This window comes from Prauserella marina, from assembly GCF_002240355.1.
GTDB classification, from domain to species: Bacteria; Actinomycetota; Actinomycetes; order Mycobacteriales; family Pseudonocardiaceae; genus Prauserella_A; species Prauserella_A marina.
Genome location: NZ_CP016353.1, coordinates 2,068,327 through 2,089,647, shown reverse-complemented (window position 1 = coordinate 2,089,647; position 21,321 = coordinate 2,068,327). Strand labels below are relative to the sequence as shown.

Sequence of the window (21,321 nt, the reverse complement as noted above, 5' to 3'; positions counted from 1 at the left end):
GCCGTCACGGCTCGACGACCCTCGCCATGAAGTACAGCGCGCCCGTCTCGGCATCGCGCACGAGCAGCAGGAATGGCCGGTCGACCTTCACCTCGACGGGTTTGCCCGCGGGCATCGAGGTCAGCCGGAAGGTCACCGCGGTCGCGGCGGCGCCCTCGATGCCGCCCTCCTCGACACGCAGCACCGACTGGTGCAGCACGTCGGAGACGGCCATCCGCTCGTCGTCGGTGAGCGGGCCGAAGTCGGCTTCGGAGCCGAACATCGTGCTCACCCCGAGACCGGCGAGTGGTTCACGAAGGTCCGCGCGCAAATCCAGAGCGATCCTCGGCAGGGACAGTGCCACCTCAGCGGACGTGGGCGCCGCCAGCAACTCGGCGAGTTCCGCTTCGTCCACAGCGGACTCTCGCGCCGGCAACGCGTCGTCCGGCAGCAACACGACGGCCTCAACGCCGCCCTCGGCGGGGATCGTGACGATCCGCCAGCCCCGCGCCGCCGCGTAACCGAACTTGCCCGTGCGCCGCATCGTGGGCACGGTCCTGGTGCCGGAGGGCGCGTGAAAGGCGGCGCCGGTGGTGTCGGCTTCGGCGAACCGCGTCGCCCACGCCACCTTCAAGTACAGCGCGTTGACAAGGCAGGCTGCCGTGTTCGCTCGCACGGCGCCGCTGGGCAGCAGCTCGGGAATGAGGCCGCGGGTCGTCGCGGCGACGTCGGCGTTGATGGCGGCGCGAGCCTTCTCCGGTTCCTCGACGAACGGCGCGGAGGCCACGCCGCCACCAGGCCACGTCTCCAGTCGCGCGCGGAAGCCCTGTTTGACGGTGAGCTGATCCCACGCCCACAAGGTGTTGGCCACGGCCAGCACGGGCTCCTCGGAACCGCGAGAGCTCGCTCGCGCGGACAGTCTCGCCGCGGCGCTCAGCAGCTCGGCCTGTCCGCTGACGTCTACAGGGGCACCGGCCAGCAGAGCTGCCACCTCGTCGGCGGTCGGTCCCCTTCCCGCGGTCGCGACGAGACCGAGCGCGCTGGCCACGGAGTAGGGCGACCAGCACGCGTTGCTCTCACCGGCGGCGATGGCGCGGTGCAACGACAGCGCGAACCGCAGGTGGGCCTTTTCCGAAGTGCTGGAAGGCATTCCCCGACGTTACCGCGACCGTCGCCAGGGCACACGAGTGAGTGCCGGACCCGGCCGGACCACTACGGCCTGCGGCCGGTGAGCCTCGCGTGCCAGGCGATGGCCTGGGCGTCGGTGAGTGAGGCGACCTGGTCGATCACCACCCTCAGCTCCCGCCCCTCATCGCCCGCCGAGATGAAAGCGGGCCGAAACGAGGGATCGAGCTCGTCCGGCGCGCGCGCCAGCAGCACGGCGACGAGTTCGCCGATCAGCTCGCGCTGCGCGGCCTGCTCGGCCAGCCTGCGCGCGTCACTCATCACGTACCGCAACGCGAGCGCCTTCAGCACGGCCACCTCGGCGACCACGGTGCCGGGAACGACGAGACCGGCCCCGTAACGGCACAGCGGCCCTTCGCCGTACTCGGCTCGGGTTCCGGTGACGGCGGCCGAGGCGAACCGGCCGACGAGCTCGCTGGTGAGCCGCTTCAGCGCGACCTGAGCCGAAGGCGAACCGTCGTAGTCGCGCCCGGCGAGCTCGGCGACGGAGGGCTGGCGCAGCAGCCGCAGCACCGCGTCCTCCAATGTGGACACCGAATCGGCCGAGAAGTGCTTCGCGGCCAGTTCGGCCAGCGCCGCCCTGTCCTCGGCGACCCCGAGCACACTCAGCGAGATGCGGCCGGCGAGTATGCCGTCCTCGACATCGTGCACCGAGTACGCGACGTCGTCGGACCAGTCCATGATCTGCGCCTCGACGCACTGGCTCGTACCGGGCGCTCCCTGTCTGAGCCAGCCGAACACGGGCAGGTCGTCGTCGTAGACACCGAACTTCCTGGTACCCGCCTTGCGCGGCCATGGGTACTTCGTCGCGGCGTCGAGGCACGCCCTGGTGAGGTTGAGCCCCCCGGTCGCGCCGCCGTCGCCGAGGACCTTCGGTTCCAGCCTGGTCAGGATGCGCAGCGTCTGGGCGTTGCCCTCGAAACCGCCGCAGTGCGCAGCGGCTTCGTCGAGCGCGCGTTCGCCGTTGTGCCCGAACGGAGGGTGGCCGATGTCGTGGGCCAGCCCCGCGGTGTCCACGAGATCGGCGTCGGCCCCCAGTTCCTCGGCGATACCTCTTCCGATCTGGGCGACCTCCAGCGAATGCGTGAGCCGGGTGCGAGGAACACCGCTGACCTCGGCGCCCTCACCGGGGCCCACGACCTGTGTCTTGCCCGCGAGCCTGCGCAGCGCCGCCGAATGCAGCACCCTGGCCCTGTCCCGCGCGAACGGCGTGCGCGCGTCGGCTCCTCCGCCGGGCAGCGCCGCCACCTTCGGCGGCTCCGGCAGCCTGCGCGCGCGATCGTGGGCGGTGTAGACGTTCATCGCAGCCAGCTTAAGGGCAGTCACCGACCACACCGGCCGTTCGCCGGAACGCGGCTGGTCACGAGTGCGCCCTCAGAAGAACCGGCAGCACCCGCTACAGCCCGGCACCCCCGATGTAGTCGGCCGGGTTCTTCGAAAGCCGGTAGTACAACAGCGCGCCGGTCTCGCGGAAGATGTAGCGCGCCTGGATCTCTCTCGTCTGCACGACGGGACCACTGTGCGTCGGCGAGGTCGCGACCTCCATGCCGACGTCCTCGGCCATCGTCGCGGCCCTCAGCGAATGCCACGGATCGCTGACAAGCACGATCGAGTTCCAGCCCTGCGCGCCCACCGAGTCCGACACCGCGCTGAGCGTACGGAGGGTGTCGTTGCCGATTCCGACCGTGACGATCGCCTCGGCGGGGACGCCACGCGAGACGAGCCAGTTCGTACTCGCCTGTGCCTCGGTGAACGCGTCACCGGCCTGACTCCCGCCCGAGGTGACGATGTGCCCGGCGACACCGGCCTCGTACAGGTCGTACGCGTGCCGCAACCTCGCCTCAAGAATCTTGGAAGGGGTTCCGTTGTATTGCGCGGCACCCAGCACGACGATCGCGTCGGCCTGCGGCCGTTCGTCGGCTCTGGCCACGTACCAGACCCGGAACGCGGTGCCACCGACGACGAGCAACGCCATGAGGACGAAACCGGCGAGCGCGCGCCGGAACCAGCGGGCGAAGCCACGCGAACTGCTGGGGGTCACACCGTCAATTCTTACCAAAGGCACGCGATCGCGCCGGACGCGGTGCTCACCCACGGTGCCGGTTTCACCGCCGACCGTGGCCCTCCTGGGGCACCACGACAGCGCGCCCGCGAGAACGTCGTCGACGTCATCGCGGGCGCGCTGTGAAAAAAAAGTGACTCAGCAGCCGATCAGCCGCGCGGCGAGGTAGGACTCCAGCTTGTCGATGGCGATCCGTTCCTGCGACATGGTGTCGCGCTCGCGGACGGTCACAGCGTGGTCGTCGAGCGTGTCGAAATCGACCGTCACACAGAACGGGGTGCCGATCTCTTCCTGCCTGCGGTAGCGCTTGCCGATCGAACCCGCGTCGTCGAAATCGACGTTCCAGTGCTTGCGCAGCGCGGTGGCCAGATCCCTCGCCTTGGGAGTCAGATCGGCGTTGCGCGACAACGGAAGTACGGCGACCTTGTACGGCGAGAGCCGGGGGTCGAGCTTGAGCACGACGCGCTTGTCGACGCCACCCTTGGCATTGGGCACCTCGTCCTCGGTGTAGGCGTCGAGCAGGAACGCCATCATCGGCCTTCCGACACCGGCGGCGGGCTCGATCACGAACGGCCGGTAGCGCTGCCCCGATGCCTGGTCGAAATAGGACAGATCCACACCGGAGTGATTCGAGTGGGTGGTGAGGTCGAAGTCGGTGCGGTTGGCGATGCCCTCCAGTTCGCCCCATTCCTGGCCGGCCGAGAACTTGAACCGGTACTCGATGTCCACCGTGCGCTTGGCGTAGTGGGACAGCTTTTCCTTCGGGTGCTCGAAGTGCCGCAGGTTGTCCCTCGCGATACCGAGGCCGGTGTACCAGTCGGTGCGCAGGTCGATCCAGTACTGGTGCCAGGTTTCGTCCTCGCCCGGCTCGACGAAGTACTCCATCTCCATCTGCTCGAACTCACGCGTGCGGAAGATGAAGTTGCCCGGCGTGATCTCGTTGCGGAAGGACTTGCCGATCTGGCCGATGCCGAACGGCGGCTTCTTGCGCGACGTGGTGAGTACGTTGAGGAAGTTCACGAAGATGCCCTGCGCCGTCTCGGGACGCAGGTAGTGCAGGCCCTCTTCGGATTCGAGCGGTCCGAGGAAGGTCTTGAGCATCATGTTGAACTCACGGGGATCCGTGTACTGCCCCCTGTTGCCACAGTTGGGGCACGGCACCTCGGACAGATTCGATTCGTCCACCTCGGTGCCGGTGCGCGCGGAGTACTCCTCCGCGAGCTGGTCGGCCCTGAACCTGCGGTGGCAGGAAAGGCATTCGACGAGCGGGTCGTTGAACGCGTTGACGTGGCCGGAGGCCACCCACACCTGCTTGGGCAGGATGACGGCCGAGTCCAGTCCCACGACGTCGTCGCGGTTCTGCACCATGGCCTTCCACCACTGCCGCTTGATGTTCTCTTTCAGCTCGACACCGAGCGGTCCGTAGTCCCACGCCGACCGGGTACCGCCGTAGATCTCTCCCGAAGGGAAGACGAAGCCACGACGCTTGCACAAGCTGACAACGGTCTCAATGGTGTTGGCGGGCACTCCACGCTCCGGGGCATGCGGATGTTGAACGAACGGACACTGACTCTGAGCTACCAGCGTATCCCGCGTACTCGGCGGCGTTCCCCCGGGGATGCGCCGCTCACGGACGGGTGAGCAGGCGTGCCGTGACGATCCGGTTGTCCTCGTAGCCGTCGGTTCCGCCGACGTAGTCGCCACCACACGTGACCAGCACGAGGCGGTGTGGGCCGTCCTGCGCGAACAGTTCCCCCGCGTGCCGGGGCAACTCGTTCTTGTGCAGTGTCACCGCCTCGGTGATCTCGTAGACCCAGTGGCCGCCATCCGCGTCGACCACGGTCACGCGCTGCCCGGTCTGGTCCCGCCACAGTTCGGCGAACGGCCCGGTCTGGCCGTTCCAGTTGACGTGACCGGATAACAACGCGACGCCTTGGTCTGCGCCGAGTTCCGCGCCCCACCACGTGGCCTCGCCGAGCCCGTCGGGAATGGGCAGTGTCCCGTCGGGCGTGACTTCCTTGCGCACCAAGGTCGCCGTGCCGCCGTCGGGGAGCCGGACCGTGCCCGGTTGCTGGGCGGAGGCCGTGGCGCGCCGCGCGGGCTCTGCCTTCGGCGCGACCTCGGTCGTGCTGGGCGGCGGTGCCGGACTCTCCGTCGTCACGGGCGGGGCGGGTGGCGCGGCCGAGGGTGACGGCTGCTCACCACGCTGGGTGAGCAGAATCGTTCCCGCCGCGACGGCGACGACGGCGACCGCGCCGAGCCAGGCCGCGAGCCCGCGCCTTCGCATGGCGCTAGCCGTCCTCGCCGCGTACCGAGCCGGGAGCGGGGGTTCTGCGGAGGGCGACCGCGACCGCGACCGCGCCGAGCGCGAGACCACCGCCGAGCAGGCCGACGCCCCACGCGTTCCATGAGTCTGCCTGACCTCCCGCGTCGCTCGGGCCTGCCGGGATCTTCACCGGAACGACCTCGGCGGGACGTTCGCTCTCTCGCGTGGTCTGGGTGAAGCCCGCCGGCAGCGAGCAGCTCACACCGCCGAGCACGAAGGTGGTGGTCACGTCGTCGAGGTCGGCGCCTTCGGCGTCCTTGGCGTGGGTGACGATGCGCACCTGCCAGCCAGCGGCCGCGTCGACGTCGCCGCCGCGCCATTCCTGCTGCCGTTGCAGTCCCTCCAGCGAGGTGATCCTGCTGATGACGACGTCGGAGGTCTGTTCGGCGGCGCCGTCGATCTCGGTCGGCGCGCCGAAGGGCAGACCGGTGTACTCGGCTTGCTGGTCACCGGAGGGCAGCCGCGCTTCGCGCAGCTCGGCACCGTCCTCGTCAAGCAGCCACAGCTTCGCGGCGGTGGCCTCCGTGCTCAGCTCGTCGGTGCCCGCGCAGCTGGCCGAGGTCCGCATCTCCTCCATCGCGAGCACGGTCGTGCCGGAGTCGAGGTCCCGCAGCGCGATGTCGGCTTCGGTGGCCGCACTCGGCACCCCGGTGTCGGCCAGCGACGCGGTGACGTCGTGCTCACGGCCGGGGAACGGGCTGTCCCCCTGCTCGAAGTCGCCGAGGTCGAGCAGGTAGTGGGGCCCGGCCGCCTCGCGCTCACCATCGGAACCGGGAAGCTGCGCGCGGCTCTGCGCGAGCCGGGACGTGCCTGGCAGCAGCGGGGACCGCTGCGTCTCCGTGATGACCGAACCGCCGGTTCCGTCCTCGCCGATCGACAGCGCGGCGACGTTGGCGTAGGCGACGGGGCCCGTCGCCTCGTCAACGGCTTCTGGAGCGGTCTGCGCGTTGGCGATACCCGGAGCCGTCGCGAGCCCGAGCACCAAGGCGCAGGCGGCAAGCTTCGTCACGGATCGAGTCATATCTCCCAGCCTTGTGACGCGATGGCGTTTCACTTTGCCCACGACGCGCGGCAGCCGGGACACGAACATCCGGAACCCACTCGGATGGACCAGCACGAGGCGCGCTATCGCGAGACCGGGGTCACTCCCGGCGGCGCACTAGGATGGTAGAGCATGGTCCGTTGACGCTTCACAACCAAGGCTGGAGGCAGCATGCCGGCGGTGAGTCCCGGAGCGAGCACGGCCGGAGCGGCGGCGGGGCTTCCCGCCGAGGCGGAGCGCCACGAACACTCACCGGAGGGGCAGCCGGAGCCGGTACCCGCCCCTCCCGCGCGTACCCTCGCCGACGCGGGTGAGCTGCTGCGCGCGCTGGCCGCCCCGGTGCGCATCGCGATCGTCCTGCAACTGCGCGACGGCGACCGCTGCGTCCACGAACTGGTCGAAGCGCTCGACGTCGCGCAACCGCTGATCAGCCAGCATCTGAGAGTGCTGAAGGCAGCGGGGGTCGTACACGGTGAGCGCAGGGGAAGGGAAGTCGCCTACCGCCTCGTCGACGACCACCTTGCGCATATCGTGATCGACGCCGTCGAACACGTGCAGGAGGGAGTGCGGGCATGAGCACACCGGTCACCCGGGGGCGCGCGCCGATGCCGGGGCGCAGGGCCACCAAGCAGCGTGCCGCCGTCGTGGAGCTACTGGCCGAGGTCGACGACTTCCGCTCGGCGCAGGAGTTGTACGACCAGCTCAGGCAGCGCGGCGAGGGCATCGGCCTCACCACCGTCTACCGCACGTTGCAGTCGCTGTCGGAAGCGGGCGAGATCGACGTGCTGCGCACCGGCTCCGGCGAGGCGCTCTTCCGGCGCTGCTCCGACCACCATCACCATCACCTGGTGTGCCGTCATTGCGGCTTCACCGTCGAGGTCGAGGGCCCCGCCGTCGAGCGGTGGGCCGAGAAGATCGCGGCGGGCAACGGATTCTCCGACATCACCCACACCGTCGAGATCGTCGGCACGTGCGAGAGCTGCGCGGCCCGTTCGTGACCTGGTCGTAGCCGGTCAGTACTCGTAACGGTCCCGGGGCTCCGGGATCTCGGCCAGTGTCTCGACCTCGAAGCTGGGGACATAGCCCGCCTCGCCCGCGCCATCGGCACCGTCGGGCACCAGCGTCCCCGTGACCTCGATCCAGGTGTCGTCAGGCAGTCCAGCCGCCTGCTCGCCGGTGAGCGCGACCCGCACCGGAAAGGCGTCGGCGGCGCAGCAACTGATCACCAGCCTCGCCAGCAGCGTGTTCTGCTCGCTCTGCACCACGAAGCCCGACAGTGACACGGTGCGGCCGTTCAGGGAGCCGGTCTCGTCCCAGCCCGCCCTGCTCACGAAGTCCGACAGTGACAGCGGAACGACGTCCACGTCGTCCTCACCGGGCAGCGGGGGGAAGGCCGCACCTGGCTCGGTCGGCGCGTCGGCGGTCGAGCGCGTGACCGAATCGGAGCCGAGCGCGGGCGGCGCCACGAGGAACACGGCGAGCACCGGCACCATCAGCAACCAGGCCGCTCTCGCCGGATGATCGTGCCCACCGTGCCCCTCGTCGCCGTCGTGGTGCGCTTTCGCCGAGACGAGGTCACGCACGACGGCCACGCCGCCGAGCAGCACCATGACCACCCCGCCCGCGATGAGCCACGGCAGGTGCGCCGGTTTCACGTAGCGCAGGTAGTCGCCGTTGAGCGAGATCTTGATCAGCGCGCCACCCAGCAACAGCAACAGGATGTTCTGGGTTTCCCTCCTCATCGGACACCTCCGAGGAACACCAGTCCGGCGAGCACACCACAACACACGGCGACGACGAAGGTCGCCGGAGCGAACCGCAACGCGAACGTCTTGCCGAACGTACCGGCCTGGAGCGCGAACAGCTTCGCGTCGATGGCTGGCCCGACGACGAGGAAAACCAAGCGTGGCAACAACGGAAGCGCCGACAGCGACGCCGCGACGAACGCGTCGGCCTCACTGCACAGCGACAGCACGACCGCGAGCACCGCCATGACGAGGATCCCGAGCACGATCTGGTCGCCAAGCGCACCGAACCACGAGTCGGGGACGACGACGTTCAACGCGGCCGAGATCAGCGCGCCGAGCACCAGGAATCCACCCGCGTCGACCAGATCTGCCCTCGCCGTCTCGGCGAAGGTCGTCCATCTCGCCTTTCCGTGCACGTCCGGCAGCTTGCGCAACGCGCGTTCCACGATCCATTCGAGCTTGCCGAAGCGGATCCACAACCAGCCCATGACCATCGCCGTCGCCAGCGATCCCACGAACCTGGCGAGCACCATGCCCGGTTCGCCGGGGAAGGCCACCGCGGTCGAGACGATGACGATCGGGTTCACCGCGGGCGCGGCGAGCAGGAACGTCAGCGCGGCCGAGGGCGCGACGCCCTGGCCGATCAGCCTGCGCGCGACGGGAACAGAAGCGCACTCGCAACCGGCGAGCGCGATCCCGGAAACTCCGGCGACGCCGACGGCGGCGCTCTCCGATTTCGGCAGCACCTTGCGCAGCACCCTCGCGGGGACGAACGCGGCGATCGCCCCGCTGATGAGCACACCGAGCACGAGGAAAGGAAGGGCCTGTACGCACACGGCCACGAACACGGTGGCACCGGTGCGCAGCGCGGGAAGATCGAACGCCGTCCGCAACCAGGACTGGCCGACGATCGCGAGCAGCAACACGACGCACAGCACCTCGACCGAGGTGACGCGCCAGCGGCGGGGCCCGCGCGGCGGGTCCGCCTCGTCAAGATCGCTGTCGGAAACCGTTGTCATTTCCCGCGGATGCTAGGTCACGATGAGGACTCCGCGCCAAGCAGGTCCGCCCGCACCTGAGACGCCGTCGACACCACGAGCATCAGCAGCGTGCCGAGCGGCCCGCTGTCCAATCCGCCTGCCGGAAACGCATAACGCAAGGTCAGGTCCATGCCGGCCTCGGTGTGCACGATGCCGAGCGTGCCGAACAAGCCCTGTCCCGCCCGCTCCGCGACCGCCGCGGCGAGCGCCGGGTCGTCCGGAAGATCCCAGGCAACTACACACGTAAGACTGAGTACCGCGAGCCCCTCGCCGAGGCTCGTCGCCTGTACGACACACGGGACGTCGGCATGCGAGAACGTCAGCGTGCCGTCGTCGTCGACGCGGACCTCAAGGTAACGCTCCAGTGCCTCCTTGGCCGCGGTGAGCAGCGCCGCGGTGTCGGCGGCTTCCGAGTTCATGAGGTGCCTTCCTTGTCGGTGGACGGGTTCCTGCCCGACCGGGAGGCCGAGTTGTCGATCGCGGCGCCGAACCGGCGGTCCCGCTTGGCGTAGTCGAGGCACGCCTCCCACAGCTTCGTGCGGTCGAAGTCGGGAAACAGCGTGTCCTGGAAGACGAACTCCGCGTAGGCCGACTGCCACAGCATGAAGTTCGACGTCCGTAGTTCACCCGACGGCCGCAGAAAGAGGTCCACGTCGGGCATGTCGGGCTGGTACAGGTACTTCGCGATCATGCGCTCGTCGACCTTGTCGGGGTTGATGGCCCCATCGGCGGCCAGGCGCGCGATCCTGCGCGTGGCGTCGGCGACCTCGGCCCTGCCGCCGTAGTTCACGCACATCGTCATGTTGAGCAGCGTGTTGTGCTTGGTCTTCTCCTCCGCCACCTCCAGCTCCTTGATGACGCTTCGCCACAGCTTCGGCCGACGGCCCGCCCAGCGGATCCGTACCCCGATCGAACCGAGGTAGTCGACCTGCCTGCGGATCGTGTCGCGGTTGAAGCCCATCAGGAACCGCACCTCGTCGGGGCTGCGTTTCCAGTTCTCCGTCGAGAACGCGTACACCGACAGCCACCGCACGCCCAGTTCGACCGCGCCGCTGGCGACGTCGATCATCACCGCCTCACCGCGCTTGTGCCCCTCGATGCGAGGAAGCCCGCGCTGATTGGCCCACCGGCCGTTGCCGTCCATCACGAGCGCCACGTGGTTGGGCACCAGTTCCGAGGGAATGCGCGGTGGCCGCGCCCCCGAAGGATGCGGGTCAGGCGCCCGCACCGCCCCCCGTGACTCCTCCAGTGACGTCACGGCTTCGCGTGCCCTGCGCCGCACCTGTTACCTCCGTATCGCCGGAAACCGCGTCCGACCCTAACCTGCCGTCGATCGGAGCCTCACGGGCACGGCGTTCGACGAACGGCAGCGAACGCAACTGCCGTTCGAGATGCCATTGCAGGTGGGCGGCGACGAGGCCGCTCACGTCGCGGCGAACGGGAAACGTCGTCTCCTCCGCCACCGGCCAGTCGCCGTGCAGCAGCGCGGCGAGCAGCACCAGCACCTCTGGCGCGGGATGTACCGAGCCGGGCACCCTGCACCGCCCGCACAACGACCCGCCTGCCTGCACGTTGAACGCGTTGTGCGGGCCTGGGTCACCGCAGCGGGCACACTCGGTGATCGCGGGCGCCCATCCCGCGTAGACCATCGCCCTGAGCAGGAACGCGTCGAGCACCAGCGAGGCATCCCGGCTGCCCTCAGCCAGCGCCCTGAGCGCACCGGTGACCAGCAGGTACAGCTTCAGCGCCGGCTCGCCCTCCTCGACGGCGAGCCGGTCGGCCGTCTCGGTGATCGCGCTGGCCGCCGTGTACCGCTGGTAGTCGCCGACGATGGGCAACGCGAAGGCGTCGACGGTCTCGACCTGGGTGATCACGTCGAGCGTGCGGCCGGTGTAGAACTGCGCGTCGACGTGCCCAAACGGTTCGAGCCTCGCCCCGAACCGGGAGGTGGTCCGCCTGACGCCCTTCGCGACGGCCCGCACCTTGCCATGCCTGCGGGTCAGCAGGGTGATGATGCGGTCGGCCTCGCCGAGCTTGTGCACCCGCAGCACCACACCGGTGTCCCGATACAGACTCACCGGCTCATCGTCGCACGAACGAGTGTGCGAACGGAGACCCGACCGCGCACGGCACCGCGCTCAGAAACCGAGCTTGCGCAGCTGCTTCGGATCGCGCTGCCAGTCCTTGGCGACCTTGATGTGCAGGTCGAGATACACCTTGGTCCCCAGAAGCGCCTCGATCTGCTTGCGGGCGTTCGCGCCGACCTCCTTGAGCCTGCTGCCCTTGTGACCGAGGACGATGCCCTTCTGGCTGGGCCGCTCGACGTACACCAGCGCGTAGATGTCGACGAGGTCGTCCCTGCCCTCGCGGTTGTCCATCTCCTCGATGGTCACCGCGATGGAGTGCGGCAGTTCGTCGCGGACGCCTTCCAGCGCGGCTTCCCTGATGAGTTCGGCGACGAGCGTCTGCTCGGGCTCGTCGGTGAGGTCACCGTCAGGGTAGAGCTGCGGTCCTTCCGGCAACTGCGCGACGAGCACGTCGGACAGCGTGCCGACCTGGTAGCCGTCGACGGCCGACACCGGGACGAGGTCGGCGAACTCCATGACCTCCTGCAAGGCGAGAAGTTGCTCGGCGACCCGCTGTGCCGGAACGAGGTCGGTCTTGGTGACGATGCCGACGACGGGAGTCCTGCGGGCGACCTTGGCCAGCTCTCCCGCGATGTAGCGGTCGCCTGGACCGATCTTCTCGTTGGCGGGAACGCAGAAGCCGATGACGTCCACTTCGGACCACGTCGACCTGACGACGTCGTTGAGCCGCTGGCCGAGCAGCGTGCGTGGCCGGTGCAATCCCGGGGTGTCCACGATGACCAGCTGCGCGTCGGGACGGTGCACGATGCCCCTGATCGCGTGCCGCGTGGTCTGCGGCTTGCTCGACGTGATCGCGATCTTGGTACCCACCAGCGCGTTGGTCAGCGTCGACTTGCCCGCGTTGGGACGGCCGACGAAGCAGGCGAAACCGGAACGGTGATCCTCCGGCGTTTCCCGCGAAAGCTGGTTCACGTGACGATCTCCTGGACGACCCCGTCGAGGTCGGCGCGCAGGATCGGGGCCGACGGCGCGAGGTCGCGCACGGCGTGCACGGACGCCTCCGCCACCAGCGAGTCACCGGTGACGACGGCGGCGGCTTCGAGCCCCTCCGCGCCGCTGGACACGGCGGCCGCTACCGCCGCCTGGATGGCGGTGAGCTTCATCGAGGGCAGCGAGACGGTGCCCGCCGCGTAGGTACGACCGTCGAGATCGCGGACGGCGGCGCCTTCCGCTGCCTGGGTACGCGCTCGCGTCGACCTGGCGAGAATGATGATCTTCTCGTCCTCCGGGTCGAGGTCAGGCATGTTCGACGCTCCTATCCTTGTCTCGCTCTTCGCTGCCGTTCTGGCGGTCGTTTCCCGGCAGCACCAGCGCGAGTTCCTCACTGGCAGGGCACACGACCACCGTGGTGATCCGCATGCGCCCCCTGCGGTCCTTGCCGCCTTCGGCGCGGAGCCGCAGGCCGTCGACCTCGCCTTCCGCGCCGGGCAACGGTACGCGGCCCAGCCGCTCGGCCAGCAGCCCGCCCACGGTTTCGACGTCGTGGCCCGCGAGGTCGAGACCGAACAGTTCGCCGAGATCGTCGATGCCGAGCCTGGCCGACACCCGCACCACGTGGTCGCCGAGGTGTTCGACGGGAGGCCGTTCCCCGGTGTCCGACTCGTCGGTGATCTCACCGACGATCTCCTCCAGGATGTCCTCGATGGTCAGCACACCAGCCGTTCCGCCGTACTCGTCGACGGCGATGGCCATGTGATAGCGCGAGACCTGCATTTCCTTGAGCAGGCCGTCGAGCCGCTTCGAGTCGGGAACGAAGCTCGCCTGCGTCATCAGTTCGCTCACCTCGCGGTTCGCGCCGCCGTCGGCCATCGAGGCGTTGACCAGGTCCTTGAGGTTGACGACGCCGACGATGTCGTCGACGGACTCGCCGATGACGGGCAGCCGCGTGAATCCGGTACGGATCGACAACGCGAGCGCCTGGCGTACCGTCTTGCCCTTCTCGATCCAGACGATCTCGGTGCGGGGCACCATGACCTCGCGGGCGACGGTGTCGCCCAGTTCGAACACCGAGTGGATCATCTCGCGCTCGTCGGTGCCGACGACACCGCGCTCTCCGGCGAGATCGACCAGCTCACGCAGTTCGGTCTCGGTGGTGAACGGGCCCTCGCGGAAACCCCGGCCGGGGGTGATGGCGTTGCCGAGGATGATGAGCAGCTTGCTGAGCGGGCCGAGCACCGTGCCCAGCACGCGCACGGGGCCCGCGACGAGCAGCCCGATGCCGTAGGGGTGCTGGCGACCGAGCGTGCGGGGGCCGACACCGACCAGCACGTAGCTGACGAGCACCATGATCAGCCCCGCGACGACGACCGCGAGCCACACCGGGTCGAACCAGCGCACGCTCACGACGGTCACGAGCACGGTCGCGGTCAGCTCGCAGCTCATCCGCAGCAACAGCAACAGGTTGATGTGCCTGCTGCGCTCGCCGAGCACCGCGACCAGCTGGCGAGCTCCGGCTCTCCCCGAACGTACGAGCCCCTCGGCCCGTGCCTGTGACACCGTGCTGACGGCCGCGTCCGCGGCGGCGAAGACACCGCCGAAGAGGATCAGCACAGCGGCGATGACGAGTAGTACCGCTGAACTGGTCACGTCGGCTCCGGACCCTGCCCTCCGTCGAGCCCGGCGGCGCCGAGGAGGCGATCGTCGTTGCTGCGCTGGACATCCCGGCGCTGAGCAGCTGCCGTTGCCGCCCGGAACTCGTCGAGGATGCGCTGCTGCAAACCGAACATCTCGCGTTCCTCAGCCGGTTCGGCGTGGTCGTAACCGAGCAGGTGCAGTACGCCGTGGACGGTCAGCAGGTGCAACTCGTCCATGAGCCCGTGCCCCGCCGTGCGCGCCTGGTCCTTGGCGAAGGCCGGGCACAGCACGATGTCGCCGAGCAGCGCGGGCGACGACTCCGCGGCGTCGGGGCGGCGGGTGGATTCCAGCTCGTCCATCGGAAAAGCCATCACGTCGGTTGGCCCAGGCAGGTCCATCCACCGCACGTGCAGGTCTTCCATCACGTCCAGCGTCACCAGCATCACGGACAGCTCGGCCAGCGGGCTCACTTCCATGCGGTCGAGCGCGAACCGCGCCGCCGACACGATCGAGGGTTCGTCGACCTTCGCGCCCGATTCGTTGACGATCTCGATGCTCACGAGCGTCCCCCGACTGCCCTTCCGTTGCCGGAGGCGCCGTTCGCCTCCTGGTGTGCCTGCCACTTCTCGTAGGCGTCGACGATGTCGCCGACCAGCCTGTGCCGGACGACGTCCTGACTGGTGAGCGTCGCGAAATGCAGGTCGTCGACGCCTTCGAGAATATCCCGCACGACGCGCAGCCCGCTTCGCTGTCCGCTGGGAAGGTCGACCTGCGTGATGTCGCCGGTGACCACCACCTTGGAGCCGAATCCCAGCCGCGTCAGGAACATCTTCATCTGTTCCGGCGTGGTGTTCTGCGCCTCGTCGAGGATGATGAACGCGTCGTTGAGGGTTCGCCCACGCATGTAGGCCAACGGCGCGATCTCGATCGTGCCTGCCTGCATGAGCCGGGGAATCGACTCGGGGTCGACCATGTCGTGCAACGCGTCGTACAGCGGGCGCAGGTAAGGGTCGATCTTCTCGTACAGCGTGCCCGGCAGGTATCCGAGCCGTTCACCGGCCTCGACGGCGGGCCGGGTCAGGATGATGCGCGTGACCTGCTTGGCCTGCAACGCCTGCACGGCCTTCGCCATGGCGAGATAGGTCTTGCCGGTACCGGCGGGGCCGATACCGAAGACCACGGTGTGGTTGTCGATGGCGTCGACGTAACGCTTCTGGTTGAGCGTCTTCGGCCGGATCGTGCGGCCACGGCGGGACAGGATGTCCATGCTGAGCACTTCGGCGGGCGACTCGGAACCGCCGGCGGACAGCATGCCCACCGTGCGCCGCACGGTGTCGGGCCCCATCTGCTGACCCCGGCTCGCGAGCGTCACCAGTTCCTCGAAAACGCGTTCGGCGAAAGCGACGTCCGCCGGTGCGCCGGTGAGGGTGACCTCGTTGCCTCTGACATGCACGTCGGCGTCGAGTAGATCCTCGACGACCTTCAGGTTCTGGTCACGTGAGCCGAGCAGGACCAGGGCTGCGGCGTCCGGTATCGGGAACTTGGACTGCGCCGCCTCGCCGGAGGGAGCCTCCCGCGTTTCCTGTGCTGCGGCTTGTGTCGATTGCTGCGGAGCGGTTCCGGCCACGTGGCCTCTGGCCTGCTTTCTGCACTCTGTGTGCCAGTTGTCGACGGGTTTCTGTCAGCTTGATGCTAGCCGCATCGTCCCGGCAGGGCAGGTGGATTACCCGCCTTGTCCGCTATAACGCCCGAAGAAGCCGAGCTGTTCCCCTCCCAACACGTGCGCGTGCACGTGAAACACGGTCTGACCTGCGTGTTCGTCCGTATTGAACACCACACGGTAACCGTCGCGGGTGAGCCCTTCGAGCTCGGCGACCTTCGCCGCGGTCGTGACGACCTCGGCCAGCAGGCGCGGGTCGGCGGCCGCCAGTTCGGCGACATTGCGGTAACGCTTCTTGGGCACGACCAGCACATGGGTCTTCGCCTGCGGGTTGATGTCCCGGAAGGCGAGAGTGTCGTCCGTTTCGTACACGATGTCGGCAGGAATCTCCCTGGCGATGATGCGCTCGAACAGCGTCTCCGCGTCGCTCATGTCCCGACCTTAGCGCGCGCCCTCGAACGTCCCCCAACGCCGGACACCGACGGTGCGCGACCGCCCGGTCGCCTGGGGGAGCAGATTGGCAAGCACCCGAAGAATCCTTTCACCGAACGAAAAGACAGTTGCCGACGCTACGCATGCATGTCCCACTACGTTTCGGTAAGCACCTTTTCCATGCACCGCGGAAAAGCCGGGGACGGTAACAACCGATCGCCCCCTTACCGGCAACCCAGCACCAAAAGGCAATCCATGGAAACCACGAGCGGTGGCGGTGGGGGTTCGGGGGCACGCCCCCAAGAAGACACCTTCACCGCGAACCAGGGAGCCGGACGAAGTCCGGCGACTAGGGTGCCGCGGTAGCGGTGAAGCCTGGGGGTCGCTCCACCCGCCACCGCGGCTCCGCCGGACCGAGGGGGGAGGTGTCCGGCGGGGGTCGTCGCACTACGAGAACGTGTGCGTCCGATCGTTAACGAGCGTAACGGTTGCGAGTGGAGTCGCGCCAGGATTCGTCGCGAAAAGCGTCCAAATTCCTTGGTGCGGCGATATTCACGGGGCCGTTCGGGCTACTGCCACCGAGCAGTCAGGGCACCGAGTGCACCGAGAGCGACCGTCGCGGCGGTCGAGGTCCGCAATACGGTGAGTCCAAGGCGGACACTCGTCGCTCCCGCCTCGGCGAGGGCGTCGTGTTCTTCACGCGTGATGCCGCCTTCCGGCCCGACGATGAGCAGAATGCGGCCCCTGGCTGGAAGATCGAGGCTCGTGATGGGAGTTCCCGCCGCGTCGAGCACGAGCGCGAGGTCCGCTTCGGCGACGCGTTCGGCGATGTGCGCGGTGGTCGCCGGTTCCGACACGGAGGGGAAGCGAGCCCTTCGTGCTTGTTTCGCGGCGGCTTTCGCAGTGTCGCGCCATTTGGCGAGTGCTTTGGCTCCCCTGGCGCCTTCGTCCCAGCGGGCGACACTGCGCGCCGCCCGCCACGGCACGATGTCGTCGGCTCCCGCTTCGGTCGCCAGTTCGACGGCGAGTTCGCCTCGGTCGCCTTTGGCCAGTGCCTGGACGATGGTGACCCGCAGCGCCGGTTCGGGTTCGTACCGGCGCTTCCCGACGGTCAAGCCGAGGCGTGGCTGTTTGCCGGGATGCACGGCCTCGATCACACAGTCCGCGGAGTGCCCTTCGCCGTCGGTGAGGGTGATGACCTCACCTGGCCGGGCCCTGCGGACGGTGACCGCGTGCCGTGCCTCGGTCCCTTCCAATTCGGCACGCTCCCCTTCCGGGAGCGCGTCGACGAGGAAGACAGCGGGCGTACTGTCGGTCACCGGCTCTTCGCGCGCAGTTTCGAGAAAAGGCCGCCGTGCTTGCCGCCGTTGCTCGCGAGAGTCGGCGCTTCCTCGCCACGCAGTTGCGCGAGATCACGCAGCAGCCCCGCCTGCTCGTCGTCGAGTTTGGTCGGCACGACGACATCGAGGTGCACGTGCAGGTCTCCCCTGCCGTCGACGCGACCGGAGGAACGCAGCCTCGGCATGCCCTTTCCGGTCAGCACCAATTCGGTGGCAGGCTGGGTTCCCGGATCGATGTCGAGTTCCTGCTCGCCGTCGACGAGTGTCTCCAGCGGTACCACCGCGCCGAGCGCGGCACTGGTCATGGGAATCCGCAAGTGGCAGTGAAGATCGTTGCCCTGCCTTGAGAAGACCTCATGCGGCTGTTCCTCGATCTCGACGTAGAGGTCGCCCGCCGGGCCGCCGCCTGGGCCGACCTCGCCCTGGCCGGAAAGCCTGATCCGCATGCCGTCGCCGACACCGGGCGGGATCTTCGCCGTCACGTCGCGGCGGGCCCTGACCCTGCCGTCGCCACCGCACTGCTGGCACGGGTCGGTGATGACCTCGCCGTAACCGCGGCACACCGGGCAGGGCCTCGCCGTGACGACCTGACCGAGGAAAGAACGCTGGACCGACTGGACCTCGCCCTGCCCGTTGCAGGTGTCGCAGGTCTTGACGGTGCCGCCGTCGGCGGTTCCGCCACCGCGGCAGCGGTCGCACAGGATCGCGGTGTCCACCGTGATGGACTTGTCGACGCCGGTCGCGCACTCCTCAAGGCTGAGGCTGAGCCGGATGAGGGCATCGGAGCCCGGCTGCACCCTGCTGCGAGGCCCCCTTCCCCTTCCGCCGCCCGCCGCGGCGCCGAAGAAGGCGTCCATGATGTCGCCGAGGCCACCGAAGCCCGCGAACGGATCGCCACCGGCCCTGCCTGCCCCGTTGTCGAGGGGATCGCCGCCGAGATCGACGATCTTGCGCTTCTGCGGGTCGGTGAGGACCTCGTAGGCAGTGGTCACTTCGCCGAACTTGTGCTGCGCGTCCTCGGAAGGATTGATGTCAGGGTGCAGTTCGCGCGCGAGCTTGCGATAGGCGCGCTTGATTTCCTGGTCGGTCGCGTTCTTCGCGACACCCAGGATGCCGTAGTAGTCCCTCGCCACCGTTTAGCCGTCCTCCTCGTAGACCTGTGAGCGGCCGTTACTTGCCGGACAGGATCTGACCGACGTAGTTGGCGACCGCGCGCACCGCCGCGATCGTGCCCGGATAGTCCATCCGGGTCGGGCCGACCACGCCCATGCCCCCCAACAGGAGATCGTCGGAGCCGTACCCGATCGACACGACCGATGTGCTCCGCATCTGTTCGTCTTCATTCTCCCCGCCGATGCGCACCGCGATGGCACCGGGGTTGCGCGCGGCCGCGAGCAGCTTCAGCACGACCACCTGCTCCTCAAGCGCTTCGAGCACCTGGCGCAGCGAACCGGGGAAATCCGCGACGTTGCGGGTGAGGTTCGCCGTGCCGCCGAGCACGAGCCGCTCCTCCGGATGCTCGACAAGCGACTCGACCAGCACCGTACAGACCCTGGTGAGCGCGTCCCGCAACTCGGTCGGTCCCTGGTCCGGCAGTTCGGCGACCTTCGCGGCCGCGTCGATCAGCCGGTGGCCGGCGAGCGTGTTGTTGAGGACGTCCCTCAGCGTGGCGACGCCGTCCTCGGTGACGACATCCCCCAAATCGACGGTACGCTGATCGACTCGTCCGGTGTCGGTGATCAGCACCAGCATCAGCCGCGCCGGGGTCAGCGGCACCACCTCGACGTGGCGCACGGTCGAACTGGTCAGCGTCGGATACTGCACGACGGCGACCTGCCTCGTGAGCTGCGCGAGCAGCCGCACCGACCGGCGCAGCACGTCGTCGAGATCGAGCGCGCCCTCCAGGAAGTTCCTGATGGCCTTGCGCTCGGCTGAGGAAAGCGGCTTGATCTCGGAGAGCCGGTCGACGAACAGCCGGTAGCCCTTGTCGGTGGGGATCCGTCCCGCGCTCGTGTGCGGCTGCGTGATGTAGCCGTCCTCCTCAAGGGCGGCCATGTCGTTGCGCACGGTGGCGCTGGATACCCCGAGGTTGTGCCTGTCGACCAGCGCCTTCGAGCCGACCGGCTCCTGGTTGGAGACGTAGTCGGCCACGATGGCGCGCAGTACGTCGAAGCGGCGTTCGTCCCCGCTGGCCACCGGCACCTCCGCATCGTCCTCGTCATCAACGTCGTCGTGACGACGAGTTTACGGGTCGCAGGGTGCCCTCCGGTCAGACGTTGCGAGGGAATCCGAGGTTGACGCCGCCGTGGGAGGGATCGAGCCAGCGCGAGGTGACGACCTTGGTGCGGGTGAAGAAGTGGAATCCCTCCGGCCCGTAGGCATGGCTGTCGCCGAACAACGAGTTCTTCCAGCCGCCGAAGGAGTAGTAACCGACGGGAACGGGGATGGGCACGTTGACGCCGACCATGCCCACCTCGACCTCGTTCTGGAACCGCCGCGAGGCGCCGCCGTCGTTGGTGAAGATCGCCGTCCCGTTGCCGTAAGGGTTGGCGTTGATCACATCGAGCGCGGCGTCGTAGCTGGTCACCCTCGCCACGGCGAGTACGGGACCGAAGATCTCGTCGGTGTAGATCGACATGTGTGGCTCGACCTTGTCGAACAGGGTCGGCGCCAGCCAGAAGCCCGCCCCAGCCACCCCGTGCTTCCTGCCGTCGACGACCAGTTGCGCTCCTTCCTCGACCCCGGCACTCACATAGGAACTCACGCGTTCCCTGTGCGCCGCCGTGACAAGCGGCCCCATCTCCGATTCGGGCTCACGGCCGTCGCCAACGCGCAGCTTCCGCATACGGTCGGTGATCTTGCTCACCAGCTCGTCGCCGATCGGGTCGACGGCGACGACGACCGAGACCGCCATGCAGCGCTCACCGGCGGAGCCGAATCCGGCCGACACGGCCGCGTCGGCGGCGAGATCGAGATCGGCGTCCGGTAGCACCACCATGTGGTTCTTGGCCCCGCCGAGCGCCTGCACCCGCTTGCCTGCCGAGGTGCCGTTCTCGTAGACGTAGCGGGCGATGGGCGTCGAGCCGACGAACGACACGGCCTTGACCGCCGGATGCGCGAGCAGTCCGTCGACCGCCTCCTTGTCCCCGTGCAGCACGTTGAGCACGCCGGGAGGCAAACCGGCCTCCGCGAACAGTTCCGCGATGAAATTCGCCGCCGAGGGGTCCTTCTCGCTCGGCTTGAGCACGACCGTGTTGCCGCAGGCGATCGCGTTGGGAACGAACCACAACGGCACCATGGCTGGGAAATTGAACGGTGAGATGACCCCGACGACGCCGAGTGGCTGGGCGATGGAGTACACGTCGACCCCGCGCGAGGCGTTCTCGCTGAAACCGCCCTTGAGCAGTTGCGGCGCGCCGCACGCGTACTCGACGTTCTCGATGGCGCGCTGCACCTCTCCTCCCGCGTCGGAGAGGACCTTGCCGTGCTCGCTCGTGACGATGGCCGCCAGTTCGTCCTTGCGCTGGACCAGCAGTTCCCTGAACGCGAACAGCACCCGCGACCGCGCGGCGAGCGAGGAGTCCCGCCAGCCGGGGAAGGCGGCCTCCGCCGAGGCGACCGCCTGCTCGACCTGCCCGGCACCGGCGAAGTCCACGTGTGCGCGGACTTCGCCGGTGGCGGGATCGAACACCTCCCCGGTCCGTTCTGGTGCCCCGGCCCACGGCTTGCCGTCGATCCAGTGGCTGATCCGGTTCGTCACGCGAACTCCCTCATCGTCGGCGGCTG

The 21,321-nt window shown here is 68.5% G+C and carries 23 protein-coding genes; 2 read left to right on the top strand and 21 right to left on the bottom strand.

Annotated features, from left to right (window positions below; translation table 11 throughout):
• Positions 1-4: 4 nt before the first annotated feature.
• The 6 genes from BAY61_RS09660 to BAY61_RS09635 form a co-directional block, all read right to left on the bottom strand.
• On the bottom strand, positions 5-1,129 hold the full coding sequence (locus tag BAY61_RS09660; protein WP_091795295.1) for a serpin family protein: 1,125 nt from the start codon (positions 1,127-1,129) through the stop codon (positions 5-7).
• Positions 1,130-1,191: 62 nt separating this feature from the next.
• Positions 1,192-2,466: a deoxyguanosinetriphosphate triphosphohydrolase gene (locus BAY61_RS09655; protein ID WP_091795292.1), complete on the bottom strand. Its 1,275-nt coding sequence runs from the start codon at positions 2,464-2,466 to the stop codon at positions 1,192-1,194.
• A gap of 94 nt (positions 2,467-2,560) precedes the next feature.
• On the bottom strand, positions 2,561-3,139 hold the full coding sequence (locus tag BAY61_RS09650) for a YdcF family protein (protein ID WP_091798545.1): 579 nt from the start codon (positions 3,137-3,139) through the stop codon (positions 2,561-2,563).
• A gap of 225 nt (positions 3,140-3,364) precedes the next feature.
• Positions 3,365-4,753: a glycine--tRNA ligase gene (locus BAY61_RS09645; protein ID WP_091795289.1), complete on the bottom strand. Its 1,389-nt coding sequence runs from the start codon at positions 4,751-4,753 to the stop codon at positions 3,365-3,367.
• Positions 4,754-4,853: 100 nt separating this feature from the next.
• Positions 4,854-5,513, bottom strand: coding sequence for a class F sortase (locus tag BAY61_RS09640; protein ID WP_091795285.1), 660 nt, complete (start codon positions 5,511-5,513; stop codon positions 4,854-4,856).
• 4 nt (positions 5,514-5,517) lie between these two features.
• Positions 5,518-6,561 carry a hypothetical protein gene (locus BAY61_RS09635; RefSeq protein ID WP_110057658.1) on the bottom strand — a complete coding sequence of 348 codons (1,044 nt, stop codon included), beginning with the start codon at positions 6,559-6,561 and terminating at the stop codon, positions 5,518-5,520.
• A 204-nt stretch (positions 6,562-6,765) separates the two neighbouring features.
• Here BAY61_RS09635 and BAY61_RS09630 point away from each other — a divergent pair, with 204 nt between their 5' ends.
• Both BAY61_RS09630 and BAY61_RS09625 read left to right on the top strand, forming a co-directional pair.
• Positions 6,766-7,170: an ArsR/SmtB family transcription factor gene (locus BAY61_RS09630; RefSeq protein WP_091795279.1), complete on the top strand. Its 405-nt coding sequence runs from the start codon at positions 6,766-6,768 to the stop codon at positions 7,168-7,170.
• Entirely contained in the window at positions 7,167-7,592 is a 426-nt protein-coding gene (locus BAY61_RS09625; protein WP_176879468.1) for a Fur family transcriptional regulator, read from the top strand. The genes BAY61_RS09630 and BAY61_RS09625 overlap by 4 nt, the downstream gene beginning before the upstream one ends.
• Before the next feature lie 15 nt (positions 7,593-7,607).
• Here the strand turns inward: BAY61_RS09625 and BAY61_RS09620 are convergent, their stop codons facing one another.
• The 15 genes from BAY61_RS09620 to BAY61_RS09550 form a co-directional block, all read right to left on the bottom strand.
• Positions 7,608-8,336: a TIGR03943 family putative permease subunit gene (locus BAY61_RS09620; RefSeq protein WP_091795276.1), complete on the bottom strand. Its 729-nt coding sequence runs from the start codon at positions 8,334-8,336 to the stop codon at positions 7,608-7,610.
• A complete protein-coding gene (locus BAY61_RS09615) occupies positions 8,333-9,361 on the bottom strand; it encodes a permease (protein ID WP_091795273.1) in 1,029 nt (342 codons plus the stop codon). The genes BAY61_RS09620 and BAY61_RS09615 overlap by 4 nt, the downstream gene beginning before the upstream one ends.
• A 17-nt stretch (positions 9,362-9,378) precedes the next feature.
• Positions 9,379-9,801, bottom strand: coding sequence for a hypothetical protein (locus tag BAY61_RS09610; RefSeq protein WP_091795270.1), 423 nt, complete (start codon positions 9,799-9,801; stop codon positions 9,379-9,381).
• Entirely contained in the window at positions 9,798-10,664 is an 867-nt protein-coding gene (locus BAY61_RS09605) for an isoprenyl transferase (protein WP_091795267.1), read from the bottom strand. Before BAY61_RS09605 ends, BAY61_RS09610 begins: the two co-directional genes overlap by 4 nt.
• Positions 10,597-11,460, bottom strand: a complete 864-nt coding sequence (gene recO / locus BAY61_RS09600; protein ID WP_091795263.1) for a DNA repair protein RecO — start codon at positions 11,458-11,460, stop codon at positions 10,597-10,599. The genes BAY61_RS09605 and recO overlap by 68 nt, the downstream gene beginning before the upstream one ends.
• Before the next feature lie 60 nt (positions 11,461-11,520).
• Positions 11,521-12,441 (bottom strand): GTPase Era, encoded by a 921-nt coding sequence (gene era, locus BAY61_RS09595; RefSeq protein ID WP_091795260.1) that lies wholly within the window; start codon positions 12,439-12,441, stop codon positions 11,521-11,523.
• On the bottom strand, positions 12,438-12,773 hold the full coding sequence (locus BAY61_RS09590) for a cytidine deaminase (protein ID WP_091795258.1): 336 nt from the start codon (positions 12,771-12,773) through the stop codon (positions 12,438-12,440). The genes era and BAY61_RS09590 overlap by 4 nt, the downstream gene beginning before the upstream one ends.
• Positions 12,766-14,115, bottom strand: a complete 1,350-nt coding sequence (locus tag BAY61_RS09585; protein WP_091795255.1) for a hemolysin family protein — start codon at positions 14,113-14,115, stop codon at positions 12,766-12,768. Before BAY61_RS09585 ends, BAY61_RS09590 begins: the two co-directional genes overlap by 8 nt.
• On the bottom strand, positions 14,112-14,663 hold the full coding sequence (ybeY, locus tag BAY61_RS09580; RefSeq protein ID WP_091795252.1) for an rRNA maturation RNase YbeY: 552 nt from the start codon (positions 14,661-14,663) through the stop codon (positions 14,112-14,114). The genes BAY61_RS09585 and ybeY overlap by 4 nt, the downstream gene beginning before the upstream one ends.
• Entirely contained in the window at positions 14,660-15,730 is a 1,071-nt protein-coding gene (locus tag BAY61_RS09575) for a PhoH family protein (RefSeq protein ID WP_091795249.1), read from the bottom strand. The genes ybeY and BAY61_RS09575 overlap by 4 nt, the downstream gene beginning before the upstream one ends.
• 96 nt (positions 15,731-15,826) lie before the next feature.
• Positions 15,827-16,195, bottom strand: coding sequence for a histidine triad nucleotide-binding protein (locus tag BAY61_RS09570; protein ID WP_091795246.1), 369 nt, complete (start codon positions 16,193-16,195; stop codon positions 15,827-15,829).
• A gap of 569 nt (positions 16,196-16,764) precedes the next feature.
• Positions 16,765-17,514: a 16S rRNA (uracil(1498)-N(3))-methyltransferase gene (locus BAY61_RS09565; RefSeq protein ID WP_091795243.1), complete on the bottom strand. Its 750-nt coding sequence runs from the start codon at positions 17,512-17,514 to the stop codon at positions 16,765-16,767.
• Positions 17,511-18,668 (bottom strand): molecular chaperone DnaJ, encoded by a 1,158-nt coding sequence (gene dnaJ / locus BAY61_RS09560; RefSeq protein ID WP_091795240.1) that lies wholly within the window; start codon positions 18,666-18,668, stop codon positions 17,511-17,513. Before dnaJ ends, BAY61_RS09565 begins: the two co-directional genes overlap by 4 nt.
• A 37-nt stretch (positions 18,669-18,705) precedes the next feature.
• Positions 18,706-19,731, bottom strand: a complete 1,026-nt coding sequence (gene hrcA / locus BAY61_RS09555) for a heat-inducible transcriptional repressor HrcA (protein ID WP_091798539.1) — start codon at positions 19,729-19,731, stop codon at positions 18,706-18,708.
• Between the two features lie 73 nt (positions 19,732-19,804).
• The gene (locus BAY61_RS09550; RefSeq protein ID WP_091795238.1) at positions 19,805-21,295 is read right to left on the bottom strand and encodes a CoA-acylating methylmalonate-semialdehyde dehydrogenase; all 1,491 of its coding nucleotides are present in this window, start codon (positions 21,293-21,295) and stop codon (positions 19,805-19,807) included.
• Positions 21,296-21,321: the final 26 nt, after the last annotated feature.

What these genes read in the sequence shown, in the direction of transcription:
- BAY61_RS09660 (WP_091795295.1), bottom strand. Translation starts at nt 1,129, where the DNA reads ATGCCTTCCAGCACTTCGGAAAAGGCCCACCTGCGGTTCGCGCTGTCG.
- BAY61_RS09655 (WP_091795292.1), bottom strand. Translation starts at nt 2,466, where the DNA reads ATGAACGTCTACACCGCCCACGATCGCGCGCGCAGGCTGCCGGAGCCG.
- BAY61_RS09650 (WP_091798545.1), bottom strand. Translation starts at nt 3,139, where the DNA reads ATGGCGTTGCTCGTCGTCGGTGGCACCGCGTTCCGGGTCTGGTACGTG.
- BAY61_RS09640 (WP_091795285.1), bottom strand. Translation starts at nt 5,513, where the DNA reads ATGCGAAGGCGCGGGCTCGCGGCCTGGCTCGGCGCGGTCGCCGTCGTC.
- BAY61_RS09630 (WP_091795279.1), top strand. Translation starts at nt 6,766, where the DNA reads ATGCCGGCGGTGAGTCCCGGAGCGAGCACGGCCGGAGCGGCGGCGGGG.
- BAY61_RS09625 (WP_176879468.1), top strand. Translation starts at nt 7,167, where the DNA reads ATGAGCACACCGGTCACCCGGGGGCGCGCGCCGATGCCGGGGCGCAGG.
- BAY61_RS09620 (WP_091795276.1), bottom strand. Translation starts at nt 8,336, where the DNA reads ATGAGGAGGGAAACCCAGAACATCCTGTTGCTGTTGCTGGGTGGCGCG.
- BAY61_RS09615 (WP_091795273.1), bottom strand. Translation starts at nt 9,361, where the DNA reads ATGACAACGGTTTCCGACAGCGATCTTGACGAGGCGGACCCGCCGCGC.
- BAY61_RS09610 (WP_091795270.1), bottom strand. Translation starts at nt 9,801, where the DNA reads ATGAACTCGGAAGCCGCCGACACCGCGGCGCTGCTCACCGCGGCCAAG.
- BAY61_RS09590 (WP_091795258.1), bottom strand. Translation starts at nt 12,773, where the DNA reads ATGCCTGACCTCGACCCGGAGGACGAGAAGATCATCATTCTCGCCAGG.
- BAY61_RS09570 (WP_091795246.1), bottom strand. Translation starts at nt 16,195, where the DNA reads ATGAGCGACGCGGAGACGCTGTTCGAGCGCATCATCGCCAGGGAGATT.